Below are 13,252 nucleotides of genomic sequence, written 5' to 3'. Positions count from 1 at the left end.
CATGATGCACCCGGGAGGGGACGGCCGTCCGTCCCGTCGGCGTCCCGATGGACATGGGAGGATCAGGGGTGAGCACCCGGAGGTGGAGGAGGACCATGGCAGCGAGCTCCACGGACCCGTGGCGATGGCGGGAGCACCTGCGTAAGAGCATGACGCTCGTCCCGGCCGCGGAGACCCTTCCGGTGCAACGGGCCGCAGGTCGCCTGCTCGCCCGGCCGCTGCACAGCCCCGAGGACGTCCCCTCCGGCCCCGTCTCGGCGATGGACGGCTTCGCCGTGCGCAGCGGTGATCTCTCGGGGACAGCCGCCGTCGAGCTGCCCGTCGTCGCGGACCTGCCCGCCCGGCCCGGCGAGGTGGCACCGCTCGCCCCCGGCACTGCCGTGCGGATCATGACCGGCGCGCCCGTCCCGCAGGGCGCTGATCTCGTGGTCCAGGTCCCGCGAGGCGTCCACCCCGATCCGCCCCCGCCCGGGTGCGGATCGGGGTGGACGCCTCGCGGGAGAGCGGCCGCCACCTCCGGGGCCGCGGCGAGGAGATCGCCCGCGGCGCCGTTCTCGCCGAGGCAGGGGACCGGGTAGGCCCGGGCCTGATCGGCCTCGCCCGCACCCTGGGCCTCGCACAGCTGACGGTCATCGCGCCGCCGCGGGTGAGCGTGCTGGTCACCGGCGACGAGCTCACCGAGGACGCCGCCCCGGGGCAGGAGGGCACGGTGCGTGAATCCAACGGCACCATGCTCGCCGCGGCCCTCGCGGCCGACGGCTGCACGGCGCGGATGCTGCGCAGCGGCGATGATCCCACCGCACTCGCCGAGGTGCTCGCCGAAGCTGAGCGCGACGCCGACCTGGTGCTGACCACCGGAGGGATCGGCCACGGCGCCTACGACGTGGTCAAGGAGCTGCTCGGGGCACGAGGCCGGGGCAGCTCGGAGTTCGTGCATCTCGCTCTGCGCCCCGGTGGCCCGCAGGGGGCCGGCCGCCTGCCCGGAGGCACCCCGGTGGTGCACCTGCCCGGCACGCCCGTCGGCGCGCTGGTGGGGTACCACCTGTTCGTGCGCCCGCTGCTGCCCGGCGATGCGATCGCGCCGCACCGGCTCGCGCTCGAGGACCCCGAGGGCCTGGTGGCCCGCAGCCGCCGACGGGACGGCCTGGTGGTGCTCGCGGGCCGTGCGGTCACCGGGGAGCAGGGCCGACGCGCCGTGCAGCTGCTGCCCGGGCGGCGCATGGCGCCCTACGGCCGTGCCGACGCGCTCGTGCTCGGCGGCGCCGCGGCGGACACCGGCGCCGAGAGCACCGCGCTGGTGGTCCCGCTATGAGTGCTGGTCGAGCCGCTGGAGGAGAGGACACCGTGGAGCCCACGCGAAACATCCCGGACCCGCAGGCGGGACCGCCCTCGATCCTGGAACGCGCCGTGCCCGAGCACCGGCTCACCGCGCCCGGGAGCCTCGGCGAGCGCTACCTGCGCCAGATGAGGCTGCCGCAGCTGGGCGAGCTCGGACAGCGGCGCCTGGCCGCGGCGCGGGTGGCCGTGATCGGTGCCGGAGGGCTCGGCGCCCCCGTGCTCTCCTACCTCGCCGCCGCCGGCATCGGGGAGATCACCGTGTTCGACCCCGACACCGTCGACGTCACGAACCTCCATCGCCAGGTGCTGTTCACCGCTGAGGACGTCGGCTCCCCGAAGGCGGTCGCCGCCGCTGCGCACCTGGCCTCCCAGAACCCCGAGGTGCGCGTCACCGCCGTGGTGGGCACGGTCAGCCCCGGCAGCGCCCTCGAGCAGCTGGCCGGGCATGATCTGGTGCTGGATGGGACCGACAACTTCCCCACCCGCTATATGGCCTCCGACGCCTGCGAGATCCTCGACATCCCGCTGGTGTGGGGCTCGATCCTCGCTTTCGCAGGCCAGGTCAGCGTGTTCTGGGGCGCGGGCGGGCGCGGCGTGACCTACCGCGACGTCCACCCGGTGCCGCCCCGGCCCGGGGAGGTGCCCAGCTGCTCCGAGGCCGGGGTGCTGGGGATGCTGTGCGGCGTGATCGGCTCGAGCATGGCGATGGAGGCGGTCAAGGTGCTCGCCGGTATGGGCGATGTGCTCTTCGGGCGGCTCGCGCTGTATGACGCGCTGCGCGCCCGCTGGGACCAGGTGCCGCTCGCCCGGGACCCCCAGCGCCCGCCGGTCCAGGTGATCGAGGACGTGATGCTCACCTGCGGCCTGCCCGGCCCCACCGGACCTGCCACGGCTGAGGTGACGGTCTCGGAGCTGCCGGGGCTGCTCGAGTCGGGGACGCGGGTGATCGACATCCGCGAGGCCCATGAGCTCGAGGGCGGGCTGGTGCGGGGCGCCGAGCACGTGCCGATGGCCGAGCTGCTCGCCGCGGGCACCGCACCCGGTGGGGAGTCCCTCGCGGGGGCCGTGCTGTACTGCGCCGCGGGCTCCCGCTCCGCGAGCGCGCAGCGCGTGCTGGCCGAGCGCGGCATCGAGGTGCGCTCCCTGCACGGCGGCTTCGGCGCCGTCCAGGACAGCGAGGTCGCGGTGGTGCTGCCGGGCTGAGCCCGGCCCTGCTCAGCCGCCTGCGAAGGGCGGCAGCACGTCCAGACGGTCGCCGTCCGCGAGCACTCGCTCCCGATCGGTGCAGGCCACCGCGTTGACCAGGAAGCTCGAGCGCTCGATGACGCGCGCCGCGTCCGCCGAGGCCCCGGCCTGCAGCGCCTCGACGGCCTCGCGCAGACTCGCGGCATGCACCTGGGCGGTGTCCGCCCCGAACTCCGCCGCGGCGCCCGCGAACAGGTGCACGTGGATCCGCGGCGCCGTGGACGCGCCGCTCGTGGTGGTGGTGTCGGTGCTGGTCATCTCGTCCTCTCTCAGCCGCCGATGGCGCTCATCGGCCGCTCGGGCTGCACGAAGTCCTCGCGGTCCATGCCGTGGCCGGCCTTCTTGCCCCACTGCGCGGCCCGCCAGATGGTCGCGATCTCCTCGTCCTCGGCGCCCGAGCGCAGGGCGGTGCGCAGATCCGTCTCCTCGCGCGAGAACAGGCAGGTGCGCACGCGTCCCTCGGCGGTGAGCCGGGTGCGGCGGCAGTCGGCGCAGAAGGGACGGGTCACCGACGCGATGATGCCCACCCGCCCGCGGTGGGTGCCGGTGGTGCGGTCGGCGACCTCGAACAGTTCGGCGGGAGCGCCGTCCCGGGCCTCGGTCACCGGGGTGAGCGCGTAGCGGGGCTCGAGCATCTGGTGGATGTCCCCGGCGGTGATCATCGAGCCGCGGTCCCAGATGTGGTCCGCATCCAGCGGCATCTGTTCGATCACGCGCAGCTGCAGATCCCGCTGCAGGCACCAGTCCAGCAGGTCCGGCAGCTCGTGGTCGTTCACGCCCGGCAGCAGCACGGCGTTGACCTTGATCGGGTCGAGCCCCGCCGCGCGGGCACCGTCGATCCCGGCCAGCACACGATGCAGCAGCGGGCGCCGGGTCAGGCGCTCGAAGGTCTCGGTCACCACCGAGTCGAGGGAGACGTTGATCCGGTCCAGACCCGCCTCGCGCAGGGGGCCCGCCCGATGGTCCAGGCCGATCGCGTTCGTGGTCAGGGAGATGTTCGGGCGCGGCTCAAGTGCTGCGACGCCCGCGATGATCTCCTCGAGGTCGGGGCGGGTCAGCGGCTCGCCGCCGGTGAAGCGCACCTGGTCGATGCCCAGGTGCTCCACGCCGATGCGCACCAGGCGCACCACCTCGTCGACGCTCAGCAGCTGATCCTTCTTCAGGAACGCCATCCCGGACTCGGGCATGCAGTAGGTGCAGCGCAGGTTGCAGAAGTCCGTCAGGGACAGGCGCAGATCCGTCGCCTCGCGACCGAACCGGTCGGCCAGCGCGGGGGTGTCGGGCCTGTCCGAGGTGTCGGGCAGGGCGGCGGTCTCGTCGGTCCTGCGCGGGGTGGGCATGCCCAGCGAGATGCGGCGCGATGCCATTTGCTCACCTCTCTCGACGCCGTCCGGTGATGCCGGTGTCCTGTTCAGGATAGGGGTGCTGCGCCCTCGGCGGCGGGACCATGCGCACCGCTCCGGGCCGACGGGGGTGTGCAGGCCCTCCGTCGGCGTCCTCGGTGCGCCGGCACGCCATACTGGTGGGGGCGCCGCCCGGGCGCCCCAGCACGCAGACGGGAGGCGGCGAACGATGTCCGGTGCCCAGCGGATCCCCCTGGCCGATCACGTGGCGGACGCCGTCGCGCTGCTCGCCGCCGTCCGCACCACCGAGGTGATCGCCCTGGACGGGCGCGCCGTCGGAAGGATCGCCGCCCGGCCCCAGCGCGCCCTGGTGGACGTCCCCGGCGTCGACAACTCCCAGATGGACGGCTACGCGCTCGCCGCCGCAGATCTCGCGGCGGCCGGGGAGCCGGTCACCCTGCCGCGGGGCGCCGTGATCGCCGCAGGGGACGGCCCCTCCGAGCACCTCAGGGGCACCGCCCGCCCGATCATGACCGGCGCGCCGCTGCCGGACGGCGCCGAGCTGGTGATCCCCGTCGAGGAGAGCGCCCAGGGACGCTTCACCTCCGAGCAGGGGGAGACGGGCACGGTCACCCTCACCCCGGCCTCGGTCGAGCCCGGACGCTTCGTGCGCCGCCGCGGCTCCGACACCCGCCGCGGCGACACCGTGCTGCGGGAGGGCCGCCTGCTCACCCCGGCCCGGATCGCGCACCTCGCCGCCTGCGGAGCGCGCGACGTCGAGGTCGAGGCGAGGCTGCGGGTGATCGTGCTGTCCACCGGCAGCGAGGTGCAGGCCCCGGCGGTCGGCGCCCCCGCTCCCGGCCGGCTCTTCGACGCCAACGGGCCGGGACTCGCCGCGGCCCTCACCGAGGCGGGCGCCGAGGTGGTGCACCGCGACGCCGTCCCGGACGACGCCGCCGCCCTGCTCGCGCAGCTGCGCGCCCAGGTGCGCGAGCACGACGCCGACCTCGTGCTCACCAGCGGAGGCGTGAGCATGGGCGCCTTCGAGGTGGTGCGCCACGCCGCCGACCACGACGGGGTCACCCTCGCCTTCCCCACCCTCGCGATGCAGCCCGGCGGGCCGCAGGGCATCGGCACCCTCGAGGTGGACGGCCGCCGCGTGCCGTGGCTCGCCTTCCCCGGCAACCCCGTCTCCGCCCTGCTCAGCTGCGAGCTGATCGCCCGTCCCGCCCTCGGCGCGCCCGCGCGTCGGCGCCTGCGCCTGCCCGTGCAGCTCGAGGCCGCGGAGCCCTCGCCGCCCGCCCTGGACCAGTACCGCCGCGCGCGCGTGCTCCCCTCGGGCCGGGTGCGCCTGGTGGGCGGAGCCTCCTCCCACCTGATCGGCGGCTACGCCGCCGCAGACGCCCTGGTGCGCGTGCCCGCCGGCATCGACACGATCCGCGACGGCGACGAGCTCGAGACCCTGCTGATCCCCGGAGGAGACCGATGACCCACCCCGCCGACGACCTCTCCCACGTGCGGGCCGACGGCTCCGCCCACATGGTCGACGTGACCGACAAGGCCGTCACCTCCCGCGAGGCCAGCGCCCGCGCAATGCTGCGCACCCGGCCCGACGTCGTCACCCGCATCGCCGAGGGCGACCTGCCCAAGGGCGAGGCCCTCGCCACCGCCCGGATCGCCGGGATCATGGGCGCCAAGCGCACCCCGGACCTGATCCCGCTGTGCCATCCGCTGCCGCTGTCCGGCGTGGAGCTCGACCTGGTGCCCGACGGCGACCGGGTTGAGATCACCGCTCGAGTGCGCACCAAGGGCGTCACCGGGGTGGAGATGGAGGCGCTGACCGCCGCGACGGTCGCCGCGCTGACCGTCTACGACATGATCAAGGCCGTCGACCACCTCGCCACGATCGGGGAGGTCCAGGTGCTCACCAAGTCCGGCGGCCGCTCCGGCGACTGGACGCGCGAGAGGGCGCAGCACCCGGACGGGGGCGTGCAGGGGAGCGGAGCGTGAGGGACGTCCCCGCCCGCCGCACCGACGCGGACTGCACCGTGCGCGAGGATCCGCAGGCCCCGCCCGTGCTGCACGGCACCGCCCGGGTGGTCATCGCCTCGACCCGCGCCGCCGACGGCACTTACGAGGACCGCACCGGCCCGCTGCTCGTGCAGTGGCTGTGCGGCCGCGGCCTCACACCCGTCGAGCGCGTGGTGGTCAGCGACGGCCCCGAGGTGGGACGCGCGATCGCGGACGCGATCGCGGCGGGCACCGACATCGTCCTCACCTCCGGCGGCACCGGCATCAGCCCCACCGACACCACCCCGGAGCAGACCCTTCCGCTGATCGAGCGAGAGATGCCCGGCATCCTCGAGGCCGTGCGCCGGCTCGGTGCGCGGAAGGTCCCCACCGCGCTGCTCAGCCGCGGCGTGGCCGGCATGGCCGGACGTTCCTTCGTGGTGAACCTGCCGGGCTCGCGCGGGGGAGTGCGGGACGGCATCGAGGTGCTGGACCCGATCCTGGACCACCTGCTCGACCAGCGCGACGGAGGAGACCACGCATGAACGACCCCACCCGCGGCACCACCCCCTTCGGGGCCTCCGCCCAGGAGCTGCGCATCGCGGGCGATCCCGCGATGGGCGGGGCCGCACAGCGCGCCCGCCTCGCCGCCCTCTGCGAGCAGGAGATCACCGTGGCCCGCATGGTCGAGGCCGTCTCCGACCCCCGCTGCGGCGCGGTGGTCACCTTCGACGGGGTGGTGCGCGACCACGACGGCGGGCGCGGCGTGGAGCGCCTGGAGTACTCCGGGCATCCGTCGGCCCCGCAGGTCCTCGCCGAGGTGGCCGGTGAGATCGCCGAGCGCTATCCGGACACGCTGATCGCCGTGGCCCATCGCGTGGGACGGCTCGAGATCGGCGACAGCGCCCTGGTGTGCGCGGTCGCGGCCCCGCACCGCAAGCAGGCCTTCGTCGCCTGCGACGAGCTGGTGGACACCGTCAAGCAGCGGGTGCCGATCTGGAAGCACCAGCTCTTCGAGGACGGCCAGAGCGAATGGGTGGGTGCGCTGGGCTGAGTGCTCGGCTCCGCGTCACCTGCTGGACACCGGGGATCGCTACCGTGCTCCCATGCGCATCCTGCACCTGACCGACACCCACCTCTACGGCGACCCCTCGGCACGCCACTACGACCGGATCGACACCACCGCCGCCCTGCGCGGCGTACTGGACCGTCTCGCCGACCTCCGCGATATCGATCTGGTGCTCCACACCGGGGACGCCTCTGAGGACGGCACGGCAGAGAGCTACCGCCTGCTGCACGAGATGCTCGATCCCTTCGCCGCCTCCCTCGGCGCGCAGCTCGCGGTGGTGATGGGCAACCACGACGTCTCCGCGGTGTACGGCACGGAGATCTCGCCCGGTCAGCGGGCGGCCGAGAGCCAGGACCGCGTGGTAGGGCTGCCCGGCGGCGGCCGAGCGGTGGTGCTCGACTCGAGCGTGCCCGGCGCCGGCTACGGGCATCTCGAGCCCGCCCAGCTCGACTGGCTGCGCGAGGTGCTCGCCGCGCCCGCCGAGGGCGGCACGGTGCTCGCGATCCACCACCCGCCGCTGGTGGGCGCGACCGCGCTGCTGCGGGGCCTGGACCTCGACGGGCTCGACGAGCTCGCCGCCGTGCTCGAGGGCACGGACGTGCAGATCGTGCTCTCGGGCCACTACCACCACGAGATGGACGGGCAGATCGCCGGGATCCCCGTCCACGTCGCCCCGGGCATCACGAACGTCGTCGACCCGCTCACCGGGGGAGAGCACGAGCAGGCGCTCCCGCTCTCCGGCGCGAGCGTCATCGAGCTGGGCCAGGGCGCCCCGCGCGTGATCAGCGCGGTGTTCCCGAACACTGGGGACACCGCGGGCGATGCCTCCCGGCCCGTCTACCGCTTCAGCGCCGAGCAGGTGGGGCGGATCCTCGAGGCCGCCGGGCGCTGAGCGCCGAGCCCGGCGTACGCGCCCCGGGATGCGAGAAGCCCCTGCAGGCCGCGGCGTGCAGGGGCTCGGAGAGGCGCTGGGGTCAGCGACCCATGCCCATCGGGCCGATGCCCTGGGAGTAGCGCGCCTTCATCAGGGCGGCGTGGTCCTCGCCCCGACGGTGCGCGGCGGCGGCGCCGGGACGCTCGACGTCCTGGCCCTGCATGCGGTCGGCGAGACGGCCCATGGCGGCGCTGAGGGAGCGGAGGAAGGTCATGATGGTGGGTCCTCTTCTGTATGGAGCGACGTGATCGGTCGGGCCCTGGATCGCAGGTGCTCCGACGCCATCGATACCCCCACATCCTCGCTCGCGCGCGTGAGGCGCGGAAGACTTTCGCTGCACAAGTTGCCAGATTCACAAAAAGCATGTGACCTGGTGCGCAATGGTGAGACGCGGAAGAGCGGAGGGGCGGCGCGACGCCGGTTCGTCGTGGGCGAACATCCGCGATCTGGCACTCGCCTTGCATGAGTGCCAGCGCGCGTCCTACAGTTGCCCCGTTGGCAGTCGACGGCCGAGAGTGCCAGAGGCTGCCGCAGAGGGATCCACCTCCGGTCGGCACCGCGACGACGATCGGGCACGGATCCCGCCACCCAGAACTCACGCAGAGTCACATCTCTTCATGAAGGAGTGAGCCGCATGTCGGTCTCCATCAAGCCCCTCGAGGATCGCGTCGTCGTCAAGCCGCTCGAGGCCGAGCAGACCACCGCCTCCGGCCTGGTCATCCCGGACACCGCGAAGGAGAAGCCGCAGGAGGGCGAGGTCATCGCCGTCGGCGCCGGTCGCTTCGACGACAAGGGCGAGCGCGTCCCCATGGACGTCAAGGTCGGCGACAAGGTCGTCTTCTCGAAGTACGGCGGCACCGAACTGAAGTACGGGAACGACGAGTTCCTCGTGCTCGGCGCCCGTGACATCCTCGCGATCATCGAGGCCTGACACCTATGTCCAAAGAGATCCTGTACAACGAGGACGCGCGACGCGCTCTCGAGCGCGGCGTCGACAAGCTCGCGAACACCGTCAAGGTGACGCTCGGCCCCAAGGGCCGCAACGTCGTCCTCGACAAGAAGTGGGGCGCCCCCACCATCACCAACGACGGCGTGACCATCGCCCGTGAGATCGAGCTCGAGGATCCCTATGAGAACCTCGGCGCGCAGCTCACCAAGGAGGTCGCGACCAAGACCAACGACGTCGCAGGTGACGGCACCACCACCGCCACCGTGCTCGCCCAGGCCATCGTCCACGAGGGCCTGCGCAACGTCACCTCTGGCGCTGCTCCGGCGGCCCTGAAGCGCGGCATCGAGAAGGCCGTCGAGGCGCTCTCCGACAAGCTCGGCGAGATCGCCACGCCGGTCGACGGCAAGGCCCAGATCGCCTCTGTCGCCTCCGTCTCGAGCCAGGACCGCGAGATCGGCGACCTGCTCGCCGAGGCCTTCGACAAGGTCGGCAAGGACGGCGTCATCACGGTGGAGGAGTCCTCCACCACCGCGATGGAGCTGGACTTCACCGAGGGCATGCAGTTCGACAAGGGCTACATCTCCCCGCACTTCGTCACCGACGCGGACCGCCAGGAGGTCGTGCTCGAGGACGCCCTCGTGCTGCTGCACCAGGGCAAGATCTCTGCCGTGGCGGACATCCTGCCGCTGCTTGAGAAGGTCGTCGAGGGCGGCAAGCCGCTGTTCATCATCGCCGAGGACGTCGACGGCGAGGCCCTGTCCACGCTGGTCGTCAACAAGATCCGCGGCACCTTCAAGGGCGCGGCGGTCAAGGCCCCCGCGTTCGGCGATCGTCGCAAGGCGATGCTGCAGGACATCGCGGTGCTCACGGGCGCCCAGGTGGTCACCTCCGACCTCGGCCTGGACCTCAAGACCGTCGGCACCGAGGTGCTCGGCAACGCCGGCCGCGTCGTCATCACCAAGGACTCCACCACCATCGTGGGCGGCGCCGGTGACGACCAGGCCGTGGCCGATCGCGTCGCGCAGATCCGCGGCGAGATCGAGAACACCGACTCCGACTGGGATCGCGAGAAGCTCCAGGAGCGCCTCGCGAAGCTGGCCGGCGGTGTCTCCGTGATCAAGGTCGGGGCTCACACCGAGGTGGAGCTCAAGGAGAAGAAGATGCGCATCGAGGACGCGGTCTCCGCGACTCGCGCTGCCATCGAGGAGGGCATCGTCTCCGGCGGCGGCAGCGCCATCGTCCAGGCGTCCTCCGTCCTCGAAGACGGCCTCGGACTCGAGGGTGACGAGGCCGTGGGCGTGCGCGCCGTGGCCGCGGCCGTCGTCGAGCCGCTGCGCTGGATCGCCGAGAACGCGGGCCTCGAGGGCTACGTCGTGGTCGAGAAGGTCAAGGAGGCCGAGCTCGGCACCGGCCTGAACGCCGCGACCGGCGAGTACATCGACCTCGTCTCCGCCGGCATCATCGACCCGGTCAAGGTCACCCGCTCCGCTCTGCGGAACGCGGCCTCGATCGCGGGCATGGTGCTGACCACCGAGACGCTCGTCATCGAGAAGCAGGACAGCGACGACGAGTGACCGAGCGGTCGATCATCGGATGATCGATCGACCCTCCCGCACCTGAACGGGCGGGCGGACCGGGGAGACCCGGTGCGCCCGCCCGTTCCGCACGTCCTGCGGGTCATCGTGCCTGCTCGGCGATGCTGACCAGCCTCCGGCGAGCCGGTCCGTCGCGACCCGTGCGCGGCCTAAGATGGTGCGAGTCACACCGGGAACGACGGGGGGAGGAGCAGTGGTGATCAGTACACCGGATGCCGCACGCTCGGCCCATGAGGGGGACCTCCCCACCCGCACCTACGGGCCGCCGGCCTCCGTGGTGATCGGCTCCCTCGTGGTCGGCTTCGTCTTCGTGGTGGTGCTCGAGTTCCTCGTCATCATCAGCTTCGTGGGCCAGCGTCTGTGGACCGACCCGGCGCTGAAGGAGGACTTCCTCTTCACCCTCCCGCTGCTGCTGTGGGTGGTGGTCGCGGTGAGCGTGACCGTCACGGTGCTGCGCGTGATCACCTCCTGGCTGCAGATCCACGAGCGGGGCTTCGAGCTGCGCAGCCTCTTCCGCCGCACCCGGACGGTGAGCTGGGACGAGGTGGGACAGGTGATCGCCGCCCGCGACATCGATCGCGGCACCGCCCCCGAGGTGCTCGATGCGCCCGAGACGGCCTACGACGGGGTCTACGTGATGGACCGGCAGGGACGGCGCATCCTGGCCGTCTCGAGCCGCTTCTTCGGCCACCGCGCCCAGGAGATGACCCTCCAGCGGGCCCGCGAGGCGGGCGTGAGCATCGTGCACATCGACGCGATCACCCCGGCCGAGCTGATGCGGCAGGCGCCCGAGGCGATGAGCTTCGTGGACCGCCACCCGAACCTCCTGCTGCTGCTCCTGCTGGCCTTCTACGTCGGCCACAACGTGCTCACCTTCGCCGTATGGGGGCTGTGACGGGGCGCCGCGGGCGGCACGAGGGGCGCCCCGCCGGGAGCCCCCGCACCCAGGAGACCTCCTCCGGGCGCGCGGCCCGTCGGCGGGCGAACCGGCTCCCGCCCCCGCTCCCGCAGCGTGACGGTCTGGACCCCGTGCGCTGGCAGCTCCCGCCCGACGCGCCCCGCAGCACGCCCGCGCTCGACGCGCTCCAGCAGCGCTTCCCGGCCCTCGCCGATCCCGCCGCCGCACCGCTCGCCCAGCGCTTCGCCGCCGGGGAGATCGTGGATGCGCGGGGCCGCGCCTGGAGCGCCGGGGATCCCGTCGGCCCGCGCGACGAGATGTGGTTCCACCGCGAGCTGCCGCAGGAGGAGGTCGCCGAGGTGGAGCTGCGGATCCTGCACCGCGACGAGCACCTGCTGGTGCTCGACAAGCCCCACGACATCGCCACCATCCCCCGCGGCGTGCACGTGCTCGGCAGCGCCCTGATCCGGCTCCGGCGCGCCACCGGCCTCGAGGCGCTCGTGCCCCTGCACCGGCTGGACCGTCGCACCGCCGGGGTGCTCGCCTTCGGCATCCGGCCCGAGGAGCGCTCCGCCTACCAGCAGCTCTTCGCCCGCGGAGAGGTGGACAAGGAGTACGAGGCCCGCACCCTCCCCGAGCTCGGCAGCTCCCTGCCGAGCACTCCCGGCACCGTGCAGACCCTGCGCGATCACCTCGTCAAGCGGCACGGAGAGCTCACCGCCCAGGTGCTCGAGGAGCCGCCGAACGCCGAGAGCGAGGTCGAGCTGCTCGAGGTCGAAGGCGAGGGCGTGCACCGGTTCGGTCTGCGGCCCCGCACCGGGCGCACCCACCAGCTGCGCCTCCAGCTCGCCTCACGAGGCGCACCGATCCTGGGGGAGGACCTCTACTGGCCCGCCCACCGTCCGTTGCCGCCAGCACGGCTGTGGCCGCAGGGGCTGCCGCTGCAGCTGCTCGCCCGCACCCTGGCCTTCCGCGACCCGATCACGGGCGAGCAGCGCGAGTTCCGCAGCACCGGGCGGCTCGGGGTGCGCGGAGGCGCATCTCGTACCCTGGGGCCGTGAACGACCCTCGCACCCCAGGTCACGGCGACGCCCCGCCGGCGCCGCGGCGCACCCGCTCCGGGCAGGTGATCATCGGACCCACCGTGGGCGCGCGCTACCGACCCGGTGCGCTGATCGGCCTGCCGCTGGTCTCGGCGCTGCTGTGCCCCTTCGCGGGAGCCGGGCTCCAGCAGTGGCGGGCATCGCGGCTGGAGGCGGGCCAGGACGGGCTGCTCGAGCAGCTCCTCGCCCCGGCCTGGACGCAGCTGCTGCTGGGCGCGCTGCTGCTGTGGGCGCTGTTCGCGCTGTGGGCGCTGGTCCCGCTGCTGCTGACCCAGCGCACCGTGCTGCTGGACGAGGGCGAGGGCACCATCGCCCTGCGCAAGGGCCCGAGGATCGTTGAGCGCGCGCCCCTGGCCCAGGTCGAGCATGCGGTGGGGGAGGCGGAGCGCGGCGGCATGGCGCTGATCGGCGTGAGCACGCAGGATCCTGAGGCGCCGCCGCGCCAGTGGATCGTTCCCGAGGTGGGCTGGGACGGCGCGTCCTTCGACGGTCTCCGTGCGCTCCAGGCGGCCACGGGGCTGCGGCCCGCCCCGCCACGGGAGGTGCTGAGGCAGGAGAACCGTCGCAGGCGCAGGATCGAGCGGCAGCGGGAACTCGCCGCCCGCCTGGGCATGCCCTGGCGCGCGCAGTACGAGGACCACGAGGAGGCCTTCCAGGCCGAGTTCGACCGGGTGCGCCGGGTGCTCGGCGGCAGGGAACCTGCGCGCGAGGACGACCCGGAGCGCTGAGCCCCACAACGCCCAGGGCGCCCCGGCACGATGCCGGGAC

At 73.3% G+C, this 13,252-nt stretch carries 16 protein-coding genes; 13 read left to right on the top strand and 3 right to left on the bottom strand.

What is annotated here, in order from left to right; all coding sequences use genetic code 11:
- Positions 1-95 precede the first annotated feature (95 nt).
- Genes BN4251_RS18270 through BN4251_RS07955 form a run of 3 tightly spaced genes read left to right on the top strand, consistent with a single transcriptional unit; the run spans position 96 to position 2,541 of the window.
- The gene (locus BN4251_RS18270) at positions 96-578 is read left to right on the top strand and encodes a molybdopterin-binding domain-containing protein (protein WP_170931887.1); all 483 of its coding nucleotides are present in this window, start codon (positions 96-98) and stop codon (positions 576-578) included.
- Positions 485-1,312 carry a molybdopterin-binding protein gene (locus BN4251_RS07960; protein ID WP_170931886.1) on the top strand — a complete coding sequence of 276 codons (828 nt, stop codon included), beginning with the start codon at positions 485-487 and terminating at the stop codon, positions 1,310-1,312. The genes BN4251_RS18270 and BN4251_RS07960 overlap by 94 nt, the downstream gene beginning before the upstream one ends.
- Positions 1,313-1,344: 32 nt before the next feature.
- Positions 1,345-2,541, top strand: coding sequence for a ThiF family adenylyltransferase (locus tag BN4251_RS07955; RefSeq protein ID WP_245810253.1), 1,197 nt, complete (start codon positions 1,345-1,347; stop codon positions 2,539-2,541).
- Positions 2,542-2,553: 12 nt separating this feature from the next.
- Here BN4251_RS07955 and BN4251_RS07950 read toward each other — a convergent pair whose 3' ends face one another.
- Complete coding sequence (locus BN4251_RS07950; RefSeq protein WP_170931885.1) at positions 2,554-2,841, bottom strand: MoaD/ThiS family protein; 288 nt, start codon at positions 2,839-2,841, stop codon at positions 2,554-2,556.
- A gap of 11 nt (positions 2,842-2,852) precedes the next feature.
- Positions 2,853-3,950 (bottom strand): GTP 3',8-cyclase MoaA, encoded by a 1,098-nt coding sequence (gene moaA, locus BN4251_RS07945; protein WP_087484577.1) that lies wholly within the window; start codon positions 3,948-3,950, stop codon positions 2,853-2,855.
- Positions 3,951-4,155: 205 nt separating this feature from the next.
- Between moaA and BN4251_RS07940 the strand changes: the two genes are divergently transcribed.
- From BN4251_RS07940 to BN4251_RS07920, 5 genes are all read left to right on the top strand, one after another.
- Positions 4,156-5,415, top strand: a complete 1,260-nt coding sequence (locus BN4251_RS07940; protein ID WP_087484576.1) for a molybdopterin molybdotransferase MoeA — start codon at positions 4,156-4,158, stop codon at positions 5,413-5,415.
- Positions 5,412-5,936, top strand: a complete 525-nt coding sequence (gene moaC / locus BN4251_RS07935; protein WP_087484575.1) for a cyclic pyranopterin monophosphate synthase MoaC — start codon at positions 5,412-5,414, stop codon at positions 5,934-5,936. The genes BN4251_RS07940 and moaC overlap by 4 nt, the downstream gene beginning before the upstream one ends.
- Positions 5,933-6,481, top strand: coding sequence for a MogA/MoaB family molybdenum cofactor biosynthesis protein (locus tag BN4251_RS07930; RefSeq protein ID WP_087484574.1), 549 nt, complete (start codon positions 5,933-5,935; stop codon positions 6,479-6,481). The genes moaC and BN4251_RS07930 overlap by 4 nt, the downstream gene beginning before the upstream one ends.
- A gap of 71 nt (positions 6,482-6,552) precedes the next feature.
- A complete protein-coding gene (locus BN4251_RS07925; protein ID WP_087484956.1) occupies positions 6,553-6,990 on the top strand; it encodes a molybdenum cofactor biosynthesis protein MoaE in 438 nt (145 codons plus the stop codon).
- Between the two features lie 52 nt (positions 6,991-7,042).
- Positions 7,043-7,897, top strand: coding sequence for a metallophosphoesterase family protein (locus BN4251_RS07920; protein WP_087484957.1), 855 nt, complete (start codon positions 7,043-7,045; stop codon positions 7,895-7,897).
- Positions 7,898-7,979: 82 nt separating this feature from the next.
- Here the strand turns inward: BN4251_RS07920 and BN4251_RS18265 are convergent, their stop codons facing one another.
- Entirely contained in the window at positions 7,980-8,153 is a 174-nt protein-coding gene (locus BN4251_RS18265) for a hypothetical protein (RefSeq protein ID WP_170931884.1), read from the bottom strand.
- A 420-nt stretch (positions 8,154-8,573) separates the two neighbouring features.
- Here BN4251_RS18265 and groES point away from each other — a divergent pair, with 420 nt between their 5' ends.
- The 5 genes from groES (at position 8,574) to BN4251_RS07895 (ending at position 13,212) form a co-directional block, all read left to right on the top strand.
- Positions 8,574-8,870 carry a co-chaperone GroES gene (groES, locus tag BN4251_RS07915; RefSeq protein WP_087484573.1) on the top strand — a complete coding sequence of 99 codons (297 nt, stop codon included), beginning with the start codon at positions 8,574-8,576 and terminating at the stop codon, positions 8,868-8,870.
- Between the two features lie 5 nt (positions 8,871-8,875).
- A complete protein-coding gene (groL, locus tag BN4251_RS07910; RefSeq protein ID WP_087484572.1) occupies positions 8,876-10,462 on the top strand; it encodes a chaperonin GroEL in 1,587 nt (528 codons plus the stop codon).
- Positions 10,463-10,679: 217 nt separating this feature from the next.
- Positions 10,680-11,378: a hypothetical protein gene (locus BN4251_RS07905; protein WP_245810252.1), complete on the top strand. Its 699-nt coding sequence runs from the start codon at positions 10,680-10,682 to the stop codon at positions 11,376-11,378.
- Positions 11,366-12,442: a pseudouridine synthase gene (locus tag BN4251_RS07900; RefSeq protein WP_245810251.1), complete on the top strand. Its 1,077-nt coding sequence runs from the start codon at positions 11,366-11,368 to the stop codon at positions 12,440-12,442. Before BN4251_RS07905 ends, BN4251_RS07900 begins: the two co-directional genes overlap by 13 nt.
- Complete coding sequence (locus tag BN4251_RS07895) at positions 12,439-13,212, top strand: hypothetical protein (protein ID WP_087484569.1); 774 nt, start codon at positions 12,439-12,441, stop codon at positions 13,210-13,212. The genes BN4251_RS07900 and BN4251_RS07895 overlap by 4 nt, the downstream gene beginning before the upstream one ends.
- Positions 13,213-13,252 lie beyond the last annotated feature (40 nt).

The organism is Brachybacterium massiliense (genome assembly GCF_900184245.1).
In the GTDB taxonomy this organism is placed as follows: domain Bacteria; phylum Actinomycetota; class Actinomycetes; order Actinomycetales; family Dermabacteraceae; genus Brachybacterium; species Brachybacterium massiliense.
Note: the sequence above shows the minus strand (reverse complement) of the source record. Positions and strands in the feature narration are given on the sequence as shown.

Bases quoted from the DNA above. Each gene is read 5' to 3' on its own strand.
- BN4251_RS07920 (WP_087484957.1), top strand. From the start codon at position 7,043: ATGCGCATCCTGCACCTGACCGACACCCACCTCTACGGCGACCCCTCG.
- groL (WP_087484572.1), top strand. From the start codon at position 8,876: ATGTCCAAAGAGATCCTGTACAACGAGGACGCGCGACGCGCTCTCGAG.
- BN4251_RS07900 (WP_245810251.1), top strand. From the start codon at position 11,366: ATGGGGGCTGTGACGGGGCGCCGCGGGCGGCACGAGGGGCGCCCCGCC.
- moaC (WP_087484575.1), top strand. From the start codon at position 5,412: ATGACCCACCCCGCCGACGACCTCTCCCACGTGCGGGCCGACGGCTCC.
- BN4251_RS18270 (WP_170931887.1), top strand. From the start codon at position 96: ATGGCAGCGAGCTCCACGGACCCGTGGCGATGGCGGGAGCACCTGCGT.
- moaA (WP_087484577.1), bottom strand. From the start codon at position 3,950: ATGGCATCGCGCCGCATCTCGCTGGGCATGCCCACCCCGCGCAGGACC.
- BN4251_RS07940 (WP_087484576.1), top strand. From the start codon at position 4,156: ATGTCCGGTGCCCAGCGGATCCCCCTGGCCGATCACGTGGCGGACGCC.
- groES (WP_087484573.1), top strand. From the start codon at position 8,574: ATGTCGGTCTCCATCAAGCCCCTCGAGGATCGCGTCGTCGTCAAGCCG.
- BN4251_RS07950 (WP_170931885.1), bottom strand. From the start codon at position 2,841: ATGACCAGCACCGACACCACCACCACGAGCGGCGCGTCCACGGCGCCG.
- BN4251_RS07925 (WP_087484956.1), top strand. From the start codon at position 6,553: ATGGGCGGGGCCGCACAGCGCGCCCGCCTCGCCGCCCTCTGCGAGCAG.
- BN4251_RS18265 (WP_170931884.1), bottom strand. From the start codon at position 8,153: ATGACCTTCCTCCGCTCCCTCAGCGCCGCCATGGGCCGTCTCGCCGAC.